Below are 15,249 nucleotides of genomic sequence, written 5' to 3'. Positions count from 1 at the left end.
CACTTGTTGATGCGGAGTATAGGGAACGGGGTCTTTTATGTCAAGGAAGTGTTTGCCCTATGGTATTTAACCTATAGAATGTGAATGTGGCTATAATGATCGGGGCTGGATGTAAGGTCTGCGGAAAGATAATTTTTTGCTTGTCCCCGTTTGGCTACATGGTGTACAGTCCAGTTTGTAGTTTGTTAGCTACATTCTCCCGCAGCATTACAACAATACATCCTCTTTAACCTTGGAAAAAGAAAGGCCTCAGTAATGAAAGCGCAGCTTAATGTTCACAAAACGGAGTTTAATGTTCATAAAGCAAAGCTTAATGATCGCAAAGAACCGATTGCGTCAAAACAGGACGAGCGATCCCCCTTGGAGCAAGTCAGGTTTCTGGAACTGATAATGGACAATATTTACAACGGCATCGTGGTCACCGATGCCGATGGCTATATCATTTATTTCAACAAACCCTATGGACAGTTTCTGGGGGTTGATCCGGCTGCCCAGATCGGCAGACATATAACCGAGGTTATCGAGAATACCCGAATGCACATAGTTGCAAAAACGGGAATTGCGGAGATAAACGAACCGCATTCGATCAACGGGCAGACCATGGTGGTGCAGCGCATTCCGATCAAGCAGGATGGAAAGGTTGTGGCAACATTCGGGCAGGTGATGTTCAAACATGTAAGCGATGTCGGCAAGCTTGCCCGGGAACTGGATCTGCTGCAATCAAAACTGAAGTTGTACGAGGAGGAACTGCTCAGTCTCCGGGCGGAGCGCTATACCTTTGACAGCATTCTGGGCGCTAACCCGCTGATCACCGGTCTGAAAAAAGAGGCGCTGCGAGCCGCCGAGACGAGTTTCCCTGTTCTTCTCACCGGCGAGTCCGGCACGGGAAAGGAGATGTTCGCGCAGGCAATTCACAATGCGAGTTCCCGAAGGCTGCATCCCTTTATCCGAATAAATTGCGCTGCAATCCCCAAGGAGCTTTTTGAATCGGAGCTCTTCGGATACGAAAAAGGGGCCTTTACCGGCGCCAGTTCTGCGGGTAAGCATGGCAAGCTTGAGCTGGCCCGTAAAGGAACGGTTTTTCTCGACGAGATCGGCGATCTGCCTCTCGAAATGCAGCCGAAAATCCTGCGGGTACTGGAAGAAAAGGAACTGGAGCGCATCGGTGGGGCAAAGCCGATAAAACTCGATTTTCGGCTCATCGCCGCAAGCAACCAGCCACTTGAGGAGATGGTGAGCGCGGGGAGATTTCGGAAGGATCTATTTTATCGCTTGAACGTCATCCGGCTGAACATTCCGCCGCTGCGGGAACGTAAGGAAGACATCGTTGCGATATCCAAAGACATTCTGAATCGCATGGCCGAAGAGCTTCCCTTCCTGGAAACGAAGATCAGCCCGGAGGCGGAAGCGATATTGCTCGACTACGACTGGCCGGGCAATGTCCGTGAGCTGATCAACGTGCTTAGCCGTGTGAGCTGCCAGTTGGAGCAGGATACCATCATGCCGTATGATCTTCCTTTGTCCATGCGCGGGGGCGGGAGGTTTTCCGGAGGGTCCGGCGGCACTTCCCTCGATACGGCTATTGATGCCGCTGGCAAGGATGCCATTAGCCGGGCCTTGAAATCCGCCGGAGGCAACAAGACGATGGCTGCTGCTTCGCTGGGCATCCACCGCACCCATCTCTACAAAAAGATGAAGAAATACGGGATATGAACCGTTTGAAATTTGAGGTCGACGACGAGTTCATCGATCGTATTCTTACTACTCAAAGGGGATGAAGGAGGTACGAATTTTCATGGACCGTGCTCGCTAAGTTCAAATACAAGTTGAGATTTTCGTTATCCATGTATATTATTAAGTACCGGTCGAAAGGTGGCATTTTATGGGAAGGTTCGAGGCTAAGCCTAAACTTCCTGTAGTCAATAAATTGTCAATCTAGACGAAATTACTGGATTTCGAACGAAGATCATCGATGTAGGCCAGATAATGTGGCCAATTTTCGGTTGCAATTTTTCCCTTGACAGCTTCTCCTTTCAGGAGTAGCTTTCAATCGCAGTTATGTTATCCCAATGTATACCCTCAACCTAACCTCTATCCTTCCGGTGAGTAAAATGAGAAGATGTGGTTACCACGAAATGCTCATGTAAAGCCTCTAAGGGAACCCAAAACTCTCTTGGAGGCCCTTCCATTTATCTCCCGATAAATCCACCGTCGATTCCACCTGATCTCCGCCTGGCCAAAGCTCAATCTCCCTTTTGTCCGATCACTGTTAGTGGAATGGGGATGTAAACTATTAACGCACAAAATCATTTTTAAGACTTGATCGGGTACCAGCGTTGTGTTGGCTGGTGTCGGCATGCGCGCATGTTTACCAGAAAGGAGGGTGAACATGAATAAAGATATTCTGAAAGGGAAATGGCTGGAGATCAGGGGGAGGGTTAAAGAGACGTGGGGCAAACTCACTGATAACGATTTTGGCGAGATCGAAGGAAGAGGCGAGAAACTCTTGGGGCTTCTACAGAAGAGGTATGGATATATCAGGAAGAAAGCCGAGGTGGAATATCAAGATAGTGTCGAATTAGCAACAATTATCAGCAATATACGCGATGTAATGACACAAAAGAAAGTTGTTGATGTTATGACTATTGCCTTTATTGCTCGCTACGAGCAGCCTTTGTTAGCAAAGAACCAAGAAAGGCAAAAAGCAGGAAAGACGGAAATACATGAGGACGATACTGATCGTTATTCTTATACTCGCCTTAGTCGGCGTAATACCCACCTGGCCCCACAGTAAAAACTGGGGATACTATCCCAGCGGTGGAATCGGATTGGTTCTTCTGATTGTGCTCATCATGCTGCTGATGGGACGGATCTGAGATAGTATTATAGAATGCAGGTTCTCTGCTGACTGGCGTAGAGGCAGCACATGGTTTCAGTTAAGCATATAGAGGGGCATGCTTGACTGATGGTCAAACGACCAAAAACGAAAGCCCTTCACTGTTTTGCCGGGAGGTCAGAAATGGCCTCCCGGCACTCCTCTCATGTACTTGGATTCCAAGTCCGACACACGTAATTTTTTCATGAACCACACTCGCACATTGCAAGCCGTAATACTCGGTTCTGAAGAAAGCGCACCACCAAACAGTAGTAGTATCTACTCTACAAATCATGCTCTCTGGCATCAGGTGAAGCACAGATTCTCTCCTCCCATTTTACCCCGGCGTCCCGGGGTAGTTTACAACATTCTTGGCCCCATGAGAACACAAGGGGAAGATCAGAGCCGGTCCGGCAAAACTTGACATGTTTGAAATTTACCATGGTTGAAATTTACCATTGACAACGGGGTTGCGAACGGGGCAATATGCCGCAACTTTTGGAGGGCGAGGAGAGGATAATGGCGGAGACTGAACAGACTAATTGGGAAAACGAGGGCGGAGAGAAGAGTTTTGCCGAACTTTTCAATGAAAGCGGCGCAATCCAGGGGCGTTTCGAGCCGGGGGAGCGTGTCGAGGCGGTTGTTGTAAAGATAACCCCGGAATGGGTTTTTATCGACATCGGCGGTAAAAACGAAGGATATCTGGATATCAAGGAATTTCTTGACGCCGACGGGAATGTCGCGATCAAGGAAGGCGAGACCGTTCGGGCCTACTTCCTCTATTCCAAAAATAATGAGAAACTCTTCTCAACAAAGATAGGGAAGGGCGATGCGGGGCGGGCCTTTCTCGAGGATGCGGCGAAAAGCGGCATGCCCGTGGAGGGCCTGGTCGAAAAAGAGGTCAAGGGCGGTTTTGATGTCCGCATTGCCGGGGACGTTCGGGCTTTTTGCCCCTTCTCCCAGACGGGGCTTTTCCGCGTTGACACGCCTGCCGATCTTGTCGGTCAGCGTCTTAGTTTCCGGATCATCGAATATGCAGAAAACGGCCGGAATATCATTGTTTCCCGTCGGGCGCTGCTCGAAGAGGAGCGGGCAAAAAACAAGGACCTCCTGAAGGAGTCGCTCCGCGAGGGGGCTCTGGTAAGTGGGACGGTGGTTTCGCTCCAGAAATACGGGGCCTTTGTCGATATCGGCGGCGTGCAGGCGCTGCTCCCCATCTCCGAGATTGCCTGGGGGCATGTCGATGACATAGCGGAAAAGCTCTCCGTCGGCCAGCAGATCGAGGCGGCGATATTGAAGATGGATTGGGATAACGACAAGATTTCCCTCAGCCTCAAGTCGATACTGCCCGATCCGTGGGAGCGGGCGGAGGTTGAATTCCCGATTGGGATGACCACGACCGGAGTAGTGGCGCGCCTTACCAAGTTCGGGGCATTCGTAACCCTGGCCCCCGGCGTGGATGGTCTGATTCATATCTCCCGGATAGGGCGCGGAAAGCGGATCAGCCACCCTTCCGAGGTATTGAAAGAGGGGCAGCGCCTTGAGGTGAAGGTGGAGAAGATCGATCGGGAGGCCAAGCGGATATCCCTTGTTCCCGCCGACGAGGCTGTTGAGAGCAGCGGCGATGACAAGAAGGAAGAACCGGATGATTTCCGAAAGTATATGGTCAAGGACTCCGGTCGCTTAGGCTCACTTGGCGACCTGCTTCAGAAAAAACTGGGCGCAAAAAAGGGCGCCTGAGAGCCGGCAATCGCTGACCGATGATGTGAGACTTGGATTATTCCTGAAATTCGGCAAATCGTCACCCCGGCGAAAGCCAGTATCCAGTCTTTTTAAGACCTTCTGGCCCCCGGCTTTCGCCGGGGTGACAACATAAGGTAGAAATTCAACTCTCGAAGTTGGGACGTGTTTCCGGAGCGAAATGCTGACAATCGTCGATCTGGAGTTAAAGGTAAAAAATGCCCCCCGCTCTCCGGGCGTCTATCTCATGAAGGATGAGAGGGGGGGGGTGATATATGTCGGGAAGGCCCGCGACCTGCGGATGCGGATCCGGGCCTATTTCTTGCAGACCGACTCGCGGGCGATGATCCCGTTTCTGGTATCCCGGATCAGGGATATCGAATTCATCCTTACCCAAACGGAAAAAGAGGCTCTTATCCTTGAGAATAATTTAATCAAGGAGCACCGCCCTCGCTATAACGTCAATTTTCGTGACGACAAGTCGTATTACAATATACGGATCGATCCGTCTGAAGAGTTTCCCCGCTTTCAATTAGTGCGCCGTTCCAAAAAAGACGGCGCCCGTTATTTCGGACCCTATCCCTCCGGCGGCGCAGCACGGGAGACGATCCGTTTTTTGCAGTCGATTCTGCCTCTGCGGAGCTGCCGGGATCGGGAGCTGAAGATGCGCCGCCGCCCCTGTCTCGAATACGAGATCGGCCGATGCAGCGCTCCCTGCTTGGGTCTTATCGACCGTGAGGAATACCTTTGCCTGGTGAAAGACGGCATTGCCTTTCTCGAAGGTCGGGCGAAATCCCTGTTGGGCGATCTGCGTGTCCGGATGAACAACCTGGCGGAGGGACTTCGTTTTGAGGAAGCGGCGGTTCTGCGGGATCGGATCGCGGCGCTCAAGGAAACCCTCGAAAAACAGCGGATAGTTTCTATGGCGGGTCGCAACAGGGATGTATTTGGTCTCTGCCGGGAGGATGATTTGACGCAGGTCGTCCTGCTCTTCGTCCGGGAGGGAAGGATGACCGGCCGGATGACATTCCCACTGATACGCCTTCGCGCCGAGACCGGCGAGATGTTTTCCTCATTGCTGATGCAGTACTATGACGGCGTCGTCGATATTCCTGATGAGATAGTTGCGCCTGTGGCGCTCGAAGACGGTGTGTTGCTTGCCGAGTGGCTTTCTGAAAAAAAGGGAAAAGCGGTGGCGGTTGTTTTCCCCCAGCGAGGTGAGGTGCTCGCCCTGCTCAGGATTGCACAAAGGAATGCCGAAAGCGCCTTAAAGACATCGCGTCTTGCCGACGATAGTCCCGAGGAGGCACTCCGGATATTGCAGGAGAAATTATCGCTCGGCAGCATTCCCCGGCATATTGAATGTTTCGATATCTCGAACATAAGCGGGCAATATGCCGTGGGTTCGCTCGTTGCCTTCACCGACGGCGTTCCTGACAAGGGGAACTACCGGCGCTTTCGGATTCGCACGGTTTCCGGCGCCGATGACTTCGCGATGATGTACGAGGTGCTCAGCCGCCGTTATCAAAAAAAGGAGCGGTTGCCCGATCTGATTGTCGTAGATGGCGGAAAGGGGCAGCTCGGCGTTGCCGTTGCGGCGATGAAGGATCTGCAAATTGAAGGGGTGGAGCTGATCGGCCTGGCCAAGGAACGCGAGGAGGGGTATTCCCGTTCCTTCCGGTATGAAAAAACAGCAGCGCCGCCCGCCGAAGATGAAGATTTGTCCGCGGGAAGCGGGGCAGCGGGCGGAAAAAATGATCAGGGGCGAGGTCGTTCTTTCACGCCCGCCCCCGTCAAGGACACGCCGGGTAAAAGCGAGGATCGTGTCTTTCTGCCGGGGCGAAAGGATCCTGTTTACCTCTCCCGTTGGCCTTCCGCATTTTTCCTTCTGCAGCGGATTCGCGACGAGGCGCACCGCTTTGCCATTACCTATCACAGAAAGATTAGACAAAAAGGTGATTTGCAATCGCTTCTTGATCAAATTCCCGGCATTGGCCCCGCACGCAAAAAAGCTCTGCTCGTCTATTTTGGCGATCTCGGAAAAATCCGGCAGGCGTCGATGGAGGACTTGATTCGTGTCAAAGGCATCGGCGAGGATGTCGCCCGCAAGATCCTCGCCGCGCTTGCGGGCACGCGGGAAAACGTAGCTTGACTTCTTTTTTGTTGTAATGTTTCTGATAAGTTGTAATATGCCTTGCGGTCAGCAAATTATTCAAAGAAGAAAAAAATCAGTTATTGCAGGAGAGCTTCAACTGAAAGCTCTACAATGTAGAGCAGGTCTTCAGACCCGCCGTATTTGCGGTACTTCTGAAAAGCGCGGTCACTTTTGATTCAATACAGATCATTGAAATTTCGGATTGACAACCCGAAAATTCAATGTATAAGGTTTGACATGATTAAACGGCCATCCTCTGTTGAACAACTGTCCAATGCCTTGCGGCGCTCGCCGGTGACAGCCCTGCTGGGGCCGCGGCAATGCGGCAAAACCACGCTGGCGCGACTGTTTGGTCAAAACCGGATTGCGGCCTATTTCGATCTCGAATCCCGGCCTGACCAGACGCGGCTGCAAAATCCCGAGCTTGCCCTGAGCAGCCTGAAAGGCACGGTCATTCTCGATGAAATACAGAGCATGCCGGAACTCTTCAATGTTTTAAGGGTGCTCGTTGACCGGCCGAAAAATCAGGCCCGTTTTTTCATTTTAGGCAGCGCATCGCCGGAACTGATGAAGAAAGCTTCGGAAACGCTTGCCGGACGTGTTGAATTTGTTGAATTGACTGGATTTACGCTTGCGGAGATCAAACCAAAAGACGAGCGGAAACTCTGGCTGCGGGGCGGATTCCCCCGTTCTTTTCTTGCGTCTTCCGACACGGACAGCGCGTCCTGGCGGGAGGGATTCATCCGGACTTTTCTGGAGCGCGATATTCCCCAGCTTGGCATTTCCATTCCGGCCGCCGCCATGAGGCGTTTCTGGACCATGCTGGCTCACTACCATGGACAGATCTGGAATGCTTCAGAACTGGGGCGGGCCATGGGATTTTCCGACAAGACCATGCGTGGCTATCTCGACATTCTTTCGGGAACCTTCATGATTCGCCAGTTGATGCCCTGGCACGAGAATCTGAGCAAACGCCAGGTGAAGGCGCCCAAAATCTACTTTCGCGATTCGGGTATTCTCCATCAATTACTAAGCTTTACTGATTTTCAGGCGTTGAGCGGCCACCCGCGCGTCGGGGCGTCGTGGGAAGGTTTTGCCCTGGAACAAACGCTCAACATCATCGAAACGCGGCAGATTTATTTCTGGTCAACATACAGCGGTGCGGAGCTTGATCTGTTTTTCCTCCATGATGGGAGGCGCTATGGCGTGGAATTTAAGTATAGCGAAGCTCCCGTCGCGACAAAATCAATACATTCGGCTCTGGAAACATTGAATCTGGAGCATTTATGGATTGTTTACCCCGGCAATACACAGTATCCGGTTCATGAAAAAATTACGGTCCTTCCACTACAAAATATTGGCGGCTTGAAGTTTTCTAAATGAGCTGTTTGGCCGACGTCTTTTTCAAAGCGGGCATGATTGAAGCCTGGGGACGCGGCACAGTCAAGATTGTGGACGAATGCAAAAAAGCCGGGCTGCCCGAACCGGAATTTCGTGAAGAGTTCGGCGGTTTGTCCGTCCATTTCCGCAAGGCGGAAAAAGTCACGAACAAGGCCCAAGACGAGGCCCCGGAGGCCCAAGTCGAGACAAGGCCAAAACAACAGAGCGGGGAACAAACGCTCAGACAGCCAGAGTCACAGCCAGAGTCTCTGAATATCAGGGTTATGTGCCGCCTTAGCCAAGCGCCATTGAGCAAGGCCGAACTGTCTGCAAGTCTCGGACATAAAGAAATATCCGGCCAATTAAACAAGATTATCCGTGAGCATTTACAAAACAAAACAGTTGAATATACGATTCCCGATAAGCCTTAAAGCCGTCTGCAAAAATACCGCCTGACGGACAAGGGGCGGAGGATTCTGGCGGGAATGCAAGTCGATAATAAGTGACCGGCACAAAAGGCAAATTGTGAATGAAAAATAATTCAGTTCCTTCTCCCGCGGATGGGAGAGGGGTAGGGTGAAAATAGTTTGCCCCTCACCTTGACACGTGACCTGTAAGGTTATGACGAAGAGGAAATGGCAAGGCGGTTTGCAAGCCTGTAATGACGCAAAAAAGAATTCTTGAGGTGGGTCATTGGTTAAGCTCAATCTGAATTTGGACAGGGCGCCAAATCTCCGGCAGGGATCAGGAAAGCTAAAATGGCGTCCTGCGGATATGGAGGGCAATTTGGGGGTGTCTGTATGGAGGGATTGCAGAGATGGAAATGAGTTCGTTTTTCTATAGTCTTGTTCACACGGAATTCGGCGAAGCGGTCGTTATCGGAAAGCAGACTGGGGATCGCGTTGCGGCCTGTCGGATTATGTTGCCGCAGCAGGGTCTGAAAGCGGCGGAAATTGTCGAGGCCGAGTTTCCCGGTGCGGTTTTCGTGCCGGATGCATGCGGTCAAATATGCAGGAATATTAGCTACTTTTTTCAGGGTAAGCAGGTAGTTTTTGACCCTGCCGATATTGATGCCGGGTGCGTGCAGGGTTTTACGAGGCGCGTCCTGACTATGGCGGCGGAGATCCCCCGAGGCCGCGTCATGACCTACGGGGGGTTGGCGACCGCCATTGGCGTGCCTGGCGGGGCCCGGGCCGTTGGCAACGCGCTGGCGGGGAACCTATTTCCACTTATTTTCCCCTGTCACCGGGTGATAAAGATGAACAGAACCCTGGGCGGTTTCGGAGGCGGTGTAAAGCTGAAGAGGGCGCTTCTGGAATTGGAAGGGGTTTCTTTTGATCGGCGCGGAAGGGTTAAGCCGAGCCATATTCTGGACAGGGGGCTTTGCTCCCCGGCGTAAACAGGAGAAGGCGCTCCCGCATTATGTGATATTTACAGAGAGGCGCCGATGGGTAACGAGGATTGCAATAATAGTGCGTGCGGAGAATTTTCAAATTCCCTTGACTTTTCCAGGGTGGAAAGATATTACCCAAAGTCGCGGCGGGTCTGACAGTCGCGTTTTTTCACAAGGAATTTAGCTTACAGAAATTAAATGGGGGGGATAGACATGAAGAAAAGTTTACTGCTTGTTTTTGGATTGTTTTTAGTGGGAGGGCTTTTTCTGCCCGTTACATCACACGCGGCTCAGACGTTGAAGGTGGGCATTGTTGACACCTATACAGGTCCGGCAACGGCTTTTACGCTGGATGTCCTCGACGGGTTTAAACTGGCCGCGGACAAGATCAACGCCAAAGGCGGGGTGCTGGGAAGAAAGATCGAATACCTGACCAGGGATGACAAGTTCAAGCCCGATATCGGGTTGAACATGGCGAAGGAGCTGGTGATGAAGGAAGAGGTGGATGTGCTGATGGGGACGATCAACAGCGCCACAGCTCTTGCCATTTCCGATTTTGCAAAAGCTGAGAAGGTTCCCTTTTTCGTCACTTTTTCCAAAAGCGATAAAATCAATATGGAGAAGGGCCATCGTTACGTCTTCATGATGAGCGAACATAGTGAAATGGCGGGCAGAGCGGCGGCGGAGGCTCTTGCCAAAAAACCCTATACAAAATACTGGATTGCCGGCGATGACTATGAGTACGGTCATTCCATCGCCAACGGCGTCTGGAAGCACCTGCAAAAGTTGAACCCTAAGGTCAAGCTGGTTGGCGAGACCTGGTGGAAGGTGGGCGAGGCGGATTTCACACCTTACATCACGCAGATTATCGCCGCGAAGCCGGATTTTGTCATTGTTGCGACGGGCGGTTCCGGAATGGTAAATTTCCAGAAGGCGGCAAAGGCAACCGGGTTCAGCAAGAGTATGCCGTTTTATCAGCACACGGCCATTGAGACTTCAACCCTTGCGGCGCAGGGAAAGAACGCCCCCGAGGGCGTCTTCGGAACGGCTAATTACCTCTTTTATTATCCGAATACCGCGGAAAACAAGGCTTTCGTGGATGAGTTCCAGAAGGCGTACAAAAGATATCCCAAGGTCGGCGCCCTGTATGGCTATCTGACGGCCAATTTCATCGCGGAAGGGTTTAAAAAGGCAGGCAAGATAGATAAGGAAAAGTTCATCGACAGCGTGGAAGGCATGTCGATTGCCAGCCCCGTGGGGAAGATTGCCATCAGAGCCTGTGATCATCAGTTGGAGCTGCCCATGTATTTCGGCGTGACCAAGCTTGATCCCAAATACGATTTTCTGACAGCGGGCAATATCCAGGTGGTTCCGGCAAATGATTATATGCCGACCTGTGATGAAGTAAAAGCCTCGAGAAAATAGATTAAATCATTAAGGGGATATGCCAGTGGACGCTGCCTGGGTGTTGTTTTCGGAGAAGGTTCTCAGCCAGATTCTGGTTGGTTTAAGCAGGACTACGATACTTTTCATCGTCGCTTCGGGGATGTCCCTGATTCTGGGGGTGCTGAGGATCCCGAATGTGGCCCACGGCTCCCTTTATATGATCGGCGCTTTTTTGGCCTACAGCGTCTCCCGTCTTTTCGGGGGAGGCTCCCAGGGGTTCTGGATGGCTTTACTTTTGGCCCCTCTCGGCGTAGCCGTATTGAGTTTTATTGCCGAGAGGGCGCTTTTTCAGCACCTCTATAAACGCGAACACCTGATGTTACTCTTGCTTACCTTTGCGCTGAGCCTGATTTTCGGCGATCTGACCAAACTTGTCTGGGGGGCCGAGTACAAATCGGTGCCGGTGCCCCAAATTTTTCAGGGTTTTGTGACGATTATTGCCGGGTTTCCGCTTCCCCTTTACAACCTGTTTTTGCTGGCTGTCGGCCCTGTCGTGGCTGTTTTGCTCTGGCTTTTTGTAAACAAGACAAAGATAGGCAAGATATCGCGGGCAGCGGCGGTGGACCGGGAGATGGTGAGCGCGGTGGGAATAAACGTGAGTCTGGTCTTTGCCGTTGTCTTTGTTGTCGGCTGCTTCCTTGCAGGGTTGGGCGGGGTGCTTGTCGCCCCGACGGTGAGCGTTACCCTCGGGATGGATCACACCCTCATCATGGAGGCATTTTTGATTGTCATTATGGGGGGGCTGGGAAACATCTGGGGCGCGCTGATCGGGGCACTGATTTTCGGACTTTCCCAGTCGCTGGGGATTCTGATCTGGCCCCAATTCGGGATCATCTTTCCGTATCTTGCCGTTGTCATAGTTCTGATGATAAAGCCCACCGGGCTTTTAAAATCGACGTGGTAACTGCTCAAGCGGAATAGACAGAGGGACTGAAGCAGGGTCCCTTCAGCCTTCAGTCTAAAAAGATTCATAAATATAGGTACCTGAGATATGGATAAAGGCCTTTCGGGAAGGGCTTGGGGATTGGGGATCGCCGCCGTGGCTATCCTTTTTATTCTGCCCGCTTTTCTTCCCAGATTTTATATCTATTTGATCTCGCTCATATTTGTTTATGGGCTTTTAGCCACCAGTCTGAACGTTGTTTTGGGATACGGCGGCGTTTTCCAATTTCATCATTGCGTCTTTTATGGGCTGGGCGCTTACGCAACAGCGCTGTTTCTGACCAAGACAGGGGCGCCTTTTGTCGTCAGTTTTATTGCCGGAGGGGTTGCCGCCGCTGTCCTCAGTTTCCTCATGGGGATTATTACCGTAAGACTTTCGAAACTTTATTTCGGGATGCTGCAGATTTCCCTCGGCTCTCTTGTCTGGGCCATTGTCTATCGCTGGTACGCCTTTACCGGCGGGGACGACGGCATCCACGGGATCTCTATTCCGGATATTATCTCCTCCCAGAAGGGCGCTTACTATTTCACGCTAAGCGTAACGTTAATCAGCCTCTTTATCATCTACAAGATCATCAAATCGCCCTTCGGGAGCGTTCTGCAGGGCATCCGGGACAACCCCGTGCGCAGCGGGATGGTCGGGATAAATGTGAAAAGGCATATCCTTGTCGCCCTGATGATTGCCGGATTTTTCGGGGGCGTTGCGGGGTCTCTGTTTGTGGTTGTGGATAAAACGGTCTTCCCGGACATGCTTTTCTGGACGCTGTCCCTGGAGGTGCTGATCATGTGTCTCATCGGGGGGTGGTTTAACTTCTTTGGTCCCATGCTGGGCGCCGCGATCGTTATTGCTCTGAGAACCTTCGTCAGCGGTTACACCGTGTACTGGGCGCTTGTTTATGGGGTTGTCATGATCTTTGTGATATTTTTTCTTCCCGATGGGGTGCTGGGGTATCTCCAGGAGAAGCTCAAACCGGCAAAAGGCAAAGCTGTTGCAAAAGAGGGGTGAATTTTGTTAAAAATAGTGGCGCTGTCGAAATCCTTTGATGGATTCATGGCGGTAAGCAAGGTAAATCTTGAAGTGAAAAAGGGGGAAATCGTCGCCGTGATCGGCCCTAATGGCGCAGGCAAGACGACCCTCTTTAATCTCATCTCCGGTGTTTTAAAACCCGATGGCGGCAAGGTGATTTTCAAGGGAGAGAACATTGCCGGACTGCCCCCGCACGCAATCTGCAAAAAGGGGCTTTCCCGTTCCTTCCAGATTGTGAATGTATTTGAAAGGCTTACCGTCTTTGAAAATGTGCAGATTTCCCTGATGGCCAGGGAGAAGATGAACTGGAATCTCGTTACCCCTTCCTCACGGGTTTTAATAGCGGAAACCTTGAAGATCCTGGAGAACGTCGGGCTTGCCGAAAAGATGGACAATGTCTGCGGCCTCCTTTCTCACGGCGATCGCAAGGTGCTGGAGATCGCGGTTGCCCTGGGGGTTAATCCGGAGTTTCTGATTCTCGATGAACCGACGGCAGGCATGGCCCCCGAAGAAACCGGCCGCTGCATTGATTTAATCAAAGGGCTCTCCGATAATCTCGGTTTAACGATCCTTTTCTGCGAGCATGATATGGCGCTGGTCTTTGCGATCGCCAATCGCATCATGGTCATGGCGAGGGGCGCGACGCTCGTTCAGGGCAGTTGCGAGGAAGTCAGATGCAATCAGGCGGTTCAGGATGCCTATCTCGGCGGGAGTGACGTATGCTGAATGTAGTTGATATAAATACCTATTACGGCTTGAGTCATGTCCTGTTCAATATATCCCTGAAGGTGGGAAGCGGAGAGGTTGTCGGTCTGCTCGGCAGAAACGGGGCCGGAAAATCCACGACCATGAAGAGCATCATGGCGCTTGTCCCCCCCAAAACCGGGACAATTCGCTTCAAGGGCGAGGATATTGCGTGCCAGGCCCCTTATATGCTTTTCCGAAAAGGCATTGGCTATGTTCCGGACGATAGAAGGGTTTTTGCAGATCTGAGCGTTGAGGATAACCTTGATATTGTTTATGGAAAGGACTGTGAACGGACAAAGGAGATGGTTTATCAACTCTTTCCCGCCCTCGCGGAGATAAAGACGAGGAGGGCCGGCCATTTAAGCGGTGGAGAACAGCAGATGCTGACCATCGGCAGGGCCCTCATGGGGAGGCCGGAACTGCTGCTGCTCGATGAGCCGACTGAGGGTTTGGCGCCGCTTATCGTAAAGTCGCTGGAAGAAAAGATATTGAAATTAAAGGCTACCGGTATGAGTATCCTGCTTTCCGAACAGAATGTGCGCTCGGCCTTGAAGATGGTTGACCGCGTCTATGTCATTGACAACGGCTGGATACGCTTTGAGGGCTCCGTCGGTGAGCTGGAGGCCAACAAGGAGATAATGAAAAAATATCTGATGGTGTAGCCGTCCCGCTCAACGTCGTTTGCAATCCTTTTGAGCCAATTGCAAAACCATTTGTCATTCCCGAATGTCTCTATCGGGAATATGGTTTTTCAAGCAGTTAGAACCAGATTCCCGCTCAGAATCGTTGCGGGAATGACAAGAATGGGGAGTTTTGCAATTGGCTCCTTTTGATAATTCAATAAGTTGATGAGGATATCGTTATGGAAGCTGGGCTTGATGCTCATAAGACCGTTCTGGTCCCCTCGCGTCTCTGGTACGAAAATGAAGAAAGGGCGCTCGCCTTTCCCGAGCGCTGGGATGTTGACAATTTGACCTCCCCCGGCTTTGACAAGCCGGGGCTCACGCCGGCTCAAATAAAGACAAAGATATCTCAACCGCTGGAGGGCGAAACTCTCGAAGAGCTGGCCCGCGGGAAAAAACAGGCCGTCATTGTGTTTGACGATATGACCCGCCCCACCCCGGTCAGGGAAGTGGCTCCCTTTGTTCTCGAAGCCCTGCACAAGGCCGGCTTGCAGAAGGAGCAGATCCGTTTCATCTGGGCGCTGGGAAGTCACGGCGCCTACGATATGACGAACGCCCGGAAGAAGTTGGGGGACTACATCGTCGAGAACTATGCGGTTTACAACCACGATCCCTTTCAGAACACCGTCCGGGCGGGAAGAACGCCCACCGGGGTGGAGGTCTGGTTCAACCGGGAATTCATGAACTGCGACCTGAAGATCGGTATCGGGTGCGTAACTACCCATGTTCACGTGGGATTCAGCGGCGGCGGGAAGATAGTCTTTCCTGGCGTGGCGGGGCTCGAATCGATCAACCAGTTTCATAATCAGCTCTACCGGGATCAGAGCCGTACCGGTCTCGGCAATTTCGATAATAATATCA

At 51.8% G+C, this 15,249-nt stretch carries 13 protein-coding genes and 1 pseudogene; all 14 read left to right on the top strand.

The features are described 5' to 3' along the window. Positions 1–255 precede the first annotated feature (255 nt). Positions 256–1,713 carry a sigma 54-interacting transcriptional regulator gene (locus M0P74_13960; GenBank protein ID MCK9364687.1) on the top strand — a complete coding sequence of 486 codons (1,458 nt, stop codon included), beginning with the start codon at positions 256–258 and terminating at the stop codon, positions 1,711–1,713. Positions 1,714–2,389: 676 nt separating this feature from the next. Next, positions 2,390–2,569, top strand: a pseudogene (locus M0P74_13955) (CsbD family protein). A gap of 154 nt (positions 2,570–2,723) precedes the next feature. After that, positions 2,724–2,876, top strand: coding sequence for a DUF3309 domain-containing protein (locus M0P74_13950; GenBank protein ID MCK9364686.1), 153 nt, complete (start codon positions 2,724–2,726; stop codon positions 2,874–2,876). A 518-nt stretch (positions 2,877–3,394) separates the two neighbouring features. Beyond that, positions 3,395–4,615 (top strand): 30S ribosomal protein S1, encoded by a 1,221-nt coding sequence (gene rpsA, locus M0P74_13945; GenBank protein MCK9364685.1) that lies wholly within the window; start codon positions 3,395–3,397, stop codon positions 4,613–4,615. A gap of 181 nt (positions 4,616–4,796) precedes the next feature. Further along, the gene (gene uvrC / locus M0P74_13940; protein MCK9364684.1) at positions 4,797–6,767 is read left to right on the top strand and encodes an excinuclease ABC subunit UvrC; all 1,971 of its coding nucleotides are present in this window, start codon (positions 4,797–4,799) and stop codon (positions 6,765–6,767) included. 240 nt (positions 6,768–7,007) lie between these two features. Continuing rightward, positions 7,008–8,153, top strand: coding sequence for an ATP-binding protein (locus M0P74_13935; GenBank protein ID MCK9364683.1), 1,146 nt, complete (start codon positions 7,008–7,010; stop codon positions 8,151–8,153). A 5-nt stretch (positions 8,154–8,158) separates the two neighbouring features. Continuing rightward, entirely contained in the window at positions 8,159–8,581 is a 423-nt protein-coding gene (locus M0P74_13930) for a hypothetical protein (protein ID MCK9364682.1), read from the top strand. A gap of 386 nt (positions 8,582–8,967) precedes the next feature. Beyond that, positions 8,968–9,549, top strand: coding sequence for an MGMT family protein (locus tag M0P74_13925; GenBank protein ID MCK9364681.1), 582 nt, complete (start codon positions 8,968–8,970; stop codon positions 9,547–9,549). A 207-nt stretch (positions 9,550–9,756) separates the two neighbouring features. Next, a complete protein-coding gene (locus M0P74_13920; GenBank protein ID MCK9364680.1) occupies positions 9,757–10,968 on the top strand; it encodes an ABC transporter substrate-binding protein in 1,212 nt (403 codons plus the stop codon). A gap of 25 nt (positions 10,969–10,993) precedes the next feature. After that, on the top strand, positions 10,994–11,893 hold the full coding sequence (locus tag M0P74_13915) for a branched-chain amino acid ABC transporter permease (protein ID MCK9364679.1): 900 nt from the start codon (positions 10,994–10,996) through the stop codon (positions 11,891–11,893). An 87-nt stretch (positions 11,894–11,980) separates the two neighbouring features. Beyond that, positions 11,981–12,937: a branched-chain amino acid ABC transporter permease gene (locus tag M0P74_13910; GenBank protein ID MCK9364678.1), complete on the top strand. Its 957-nt coding sequence runs from the start codon at positions 11,981–11,983 to the stop codon at positions 12,935–12,937. Positions 12,938–12,940: 3 nt separating this feature from the next. Then, positions 12,941–13,684 (top strand): ABC transporter ATP-binding protein, encoded by a 744-nt coding sequence (locus M0P74_13905; GenBank protein MCK9364677.1) that lies wholly within the window; start codon positions 12,941–12,943, stop codon positions 13,682–13,684. Next, positions 13,678–14,367, top strand: a complete 690-nt coding sequence (locus tag M0P74_13900; protein ID MCK9364676.1) for an ABC transporter ATP-binding protein — start codon at positions 13,678–13,680, stop codon at positions 14,365–14,367. Before M0P74_13905 ends, M0P74_13900 begins: the two co-directional genes overlap by 7 nt. Positions 14,368–14,567: 200 nt before the next feature. Continuing rightward, a partial coding sequence (locus M0P74_13895) for a nickel-dependent lactate racemase (GenBank protein MCK9364675.1) occupies positions 14,568–15,249 on the top strand: 682 nt, incomplete at its 3' end.

This window comes from Syntrophales bacterium (genome assembly GCA_023229765.1).
Taxonomy (GTDB): domain Bacteria; phylum Desulfobacterota; class Syntrophia; order Syntrophales; family UBA5619; genus DYTH01.
Note: the sequence above shows the minus strand (reverse complement) of the source record. Positions and strands in the feature narration are given on the sequence as shown.

Excerpts from the sequence above, each read along its gene's own strand:
- M0P74_13960 (MCK9364687.1), top strand. The coding sequence starts at position 256 with ATGAAAGCGCAGCTTAATGTTCACAAAACGGAGTTTAATGTTCATAAA.
- M0P74_13950 (MCK9364686.1), top strand. The coding sequence starts at position 2,724 with ATGAGGACGATACTGATCGTTATTCTTATACTCGCCTTAGTCGGCGTA.
- rpsA (MCK9364685.1), top strand. The coding sequence starts at position 3,395 with ATGGCGGAGACTGAACAGACTAATTGGGAAAACGAGGGCGGAGAGAAG.
- uvrC (MCK9364684.1), top strand. The coding sequence starts at position 4,797 with ATGCTGACAATCGTCGATCTGGAGTTAAAGGTAAAAAATGCCCCCCGC.
- M0P74_13935 (MCK9364683.1), top strand. The coding sequence starts at position 7,008 with ATGATTAAACGGCCATCCTCTGTTGAACAACTGTCCAATGCCTTGCGG.
- M0P74_13925 (MCK9364681.1), top strand. The coding sequence starts at position 8,968 with ATGGAAATGAGTTCGTTTTTCTATAGTCTTGTTCACACGGAATTCGGC.
- M0P74_13920 (MCK9364680.1), top strand. The coding sequence starts at position 9,757 with ATGAAGAAAAGTTTACTGCTTGTTTTTGGATTGTTTTTAGTGGGAGGG.
- M0P74_13910 (MCK9364678.1), top strand. The coding sequence starts at position 11,981 with ATGGATAAAGGCCTTTCGGGAAGGGCTTGGGGATTGGGGATCGCCGCC.
- M0P74_13900 (MCK9364676.1), top strand. The coding sequence starts at position 13,678 with ATGCTGAATGTAGTTGATATAAATACCTATTACGGCTTGAGTCATGTC.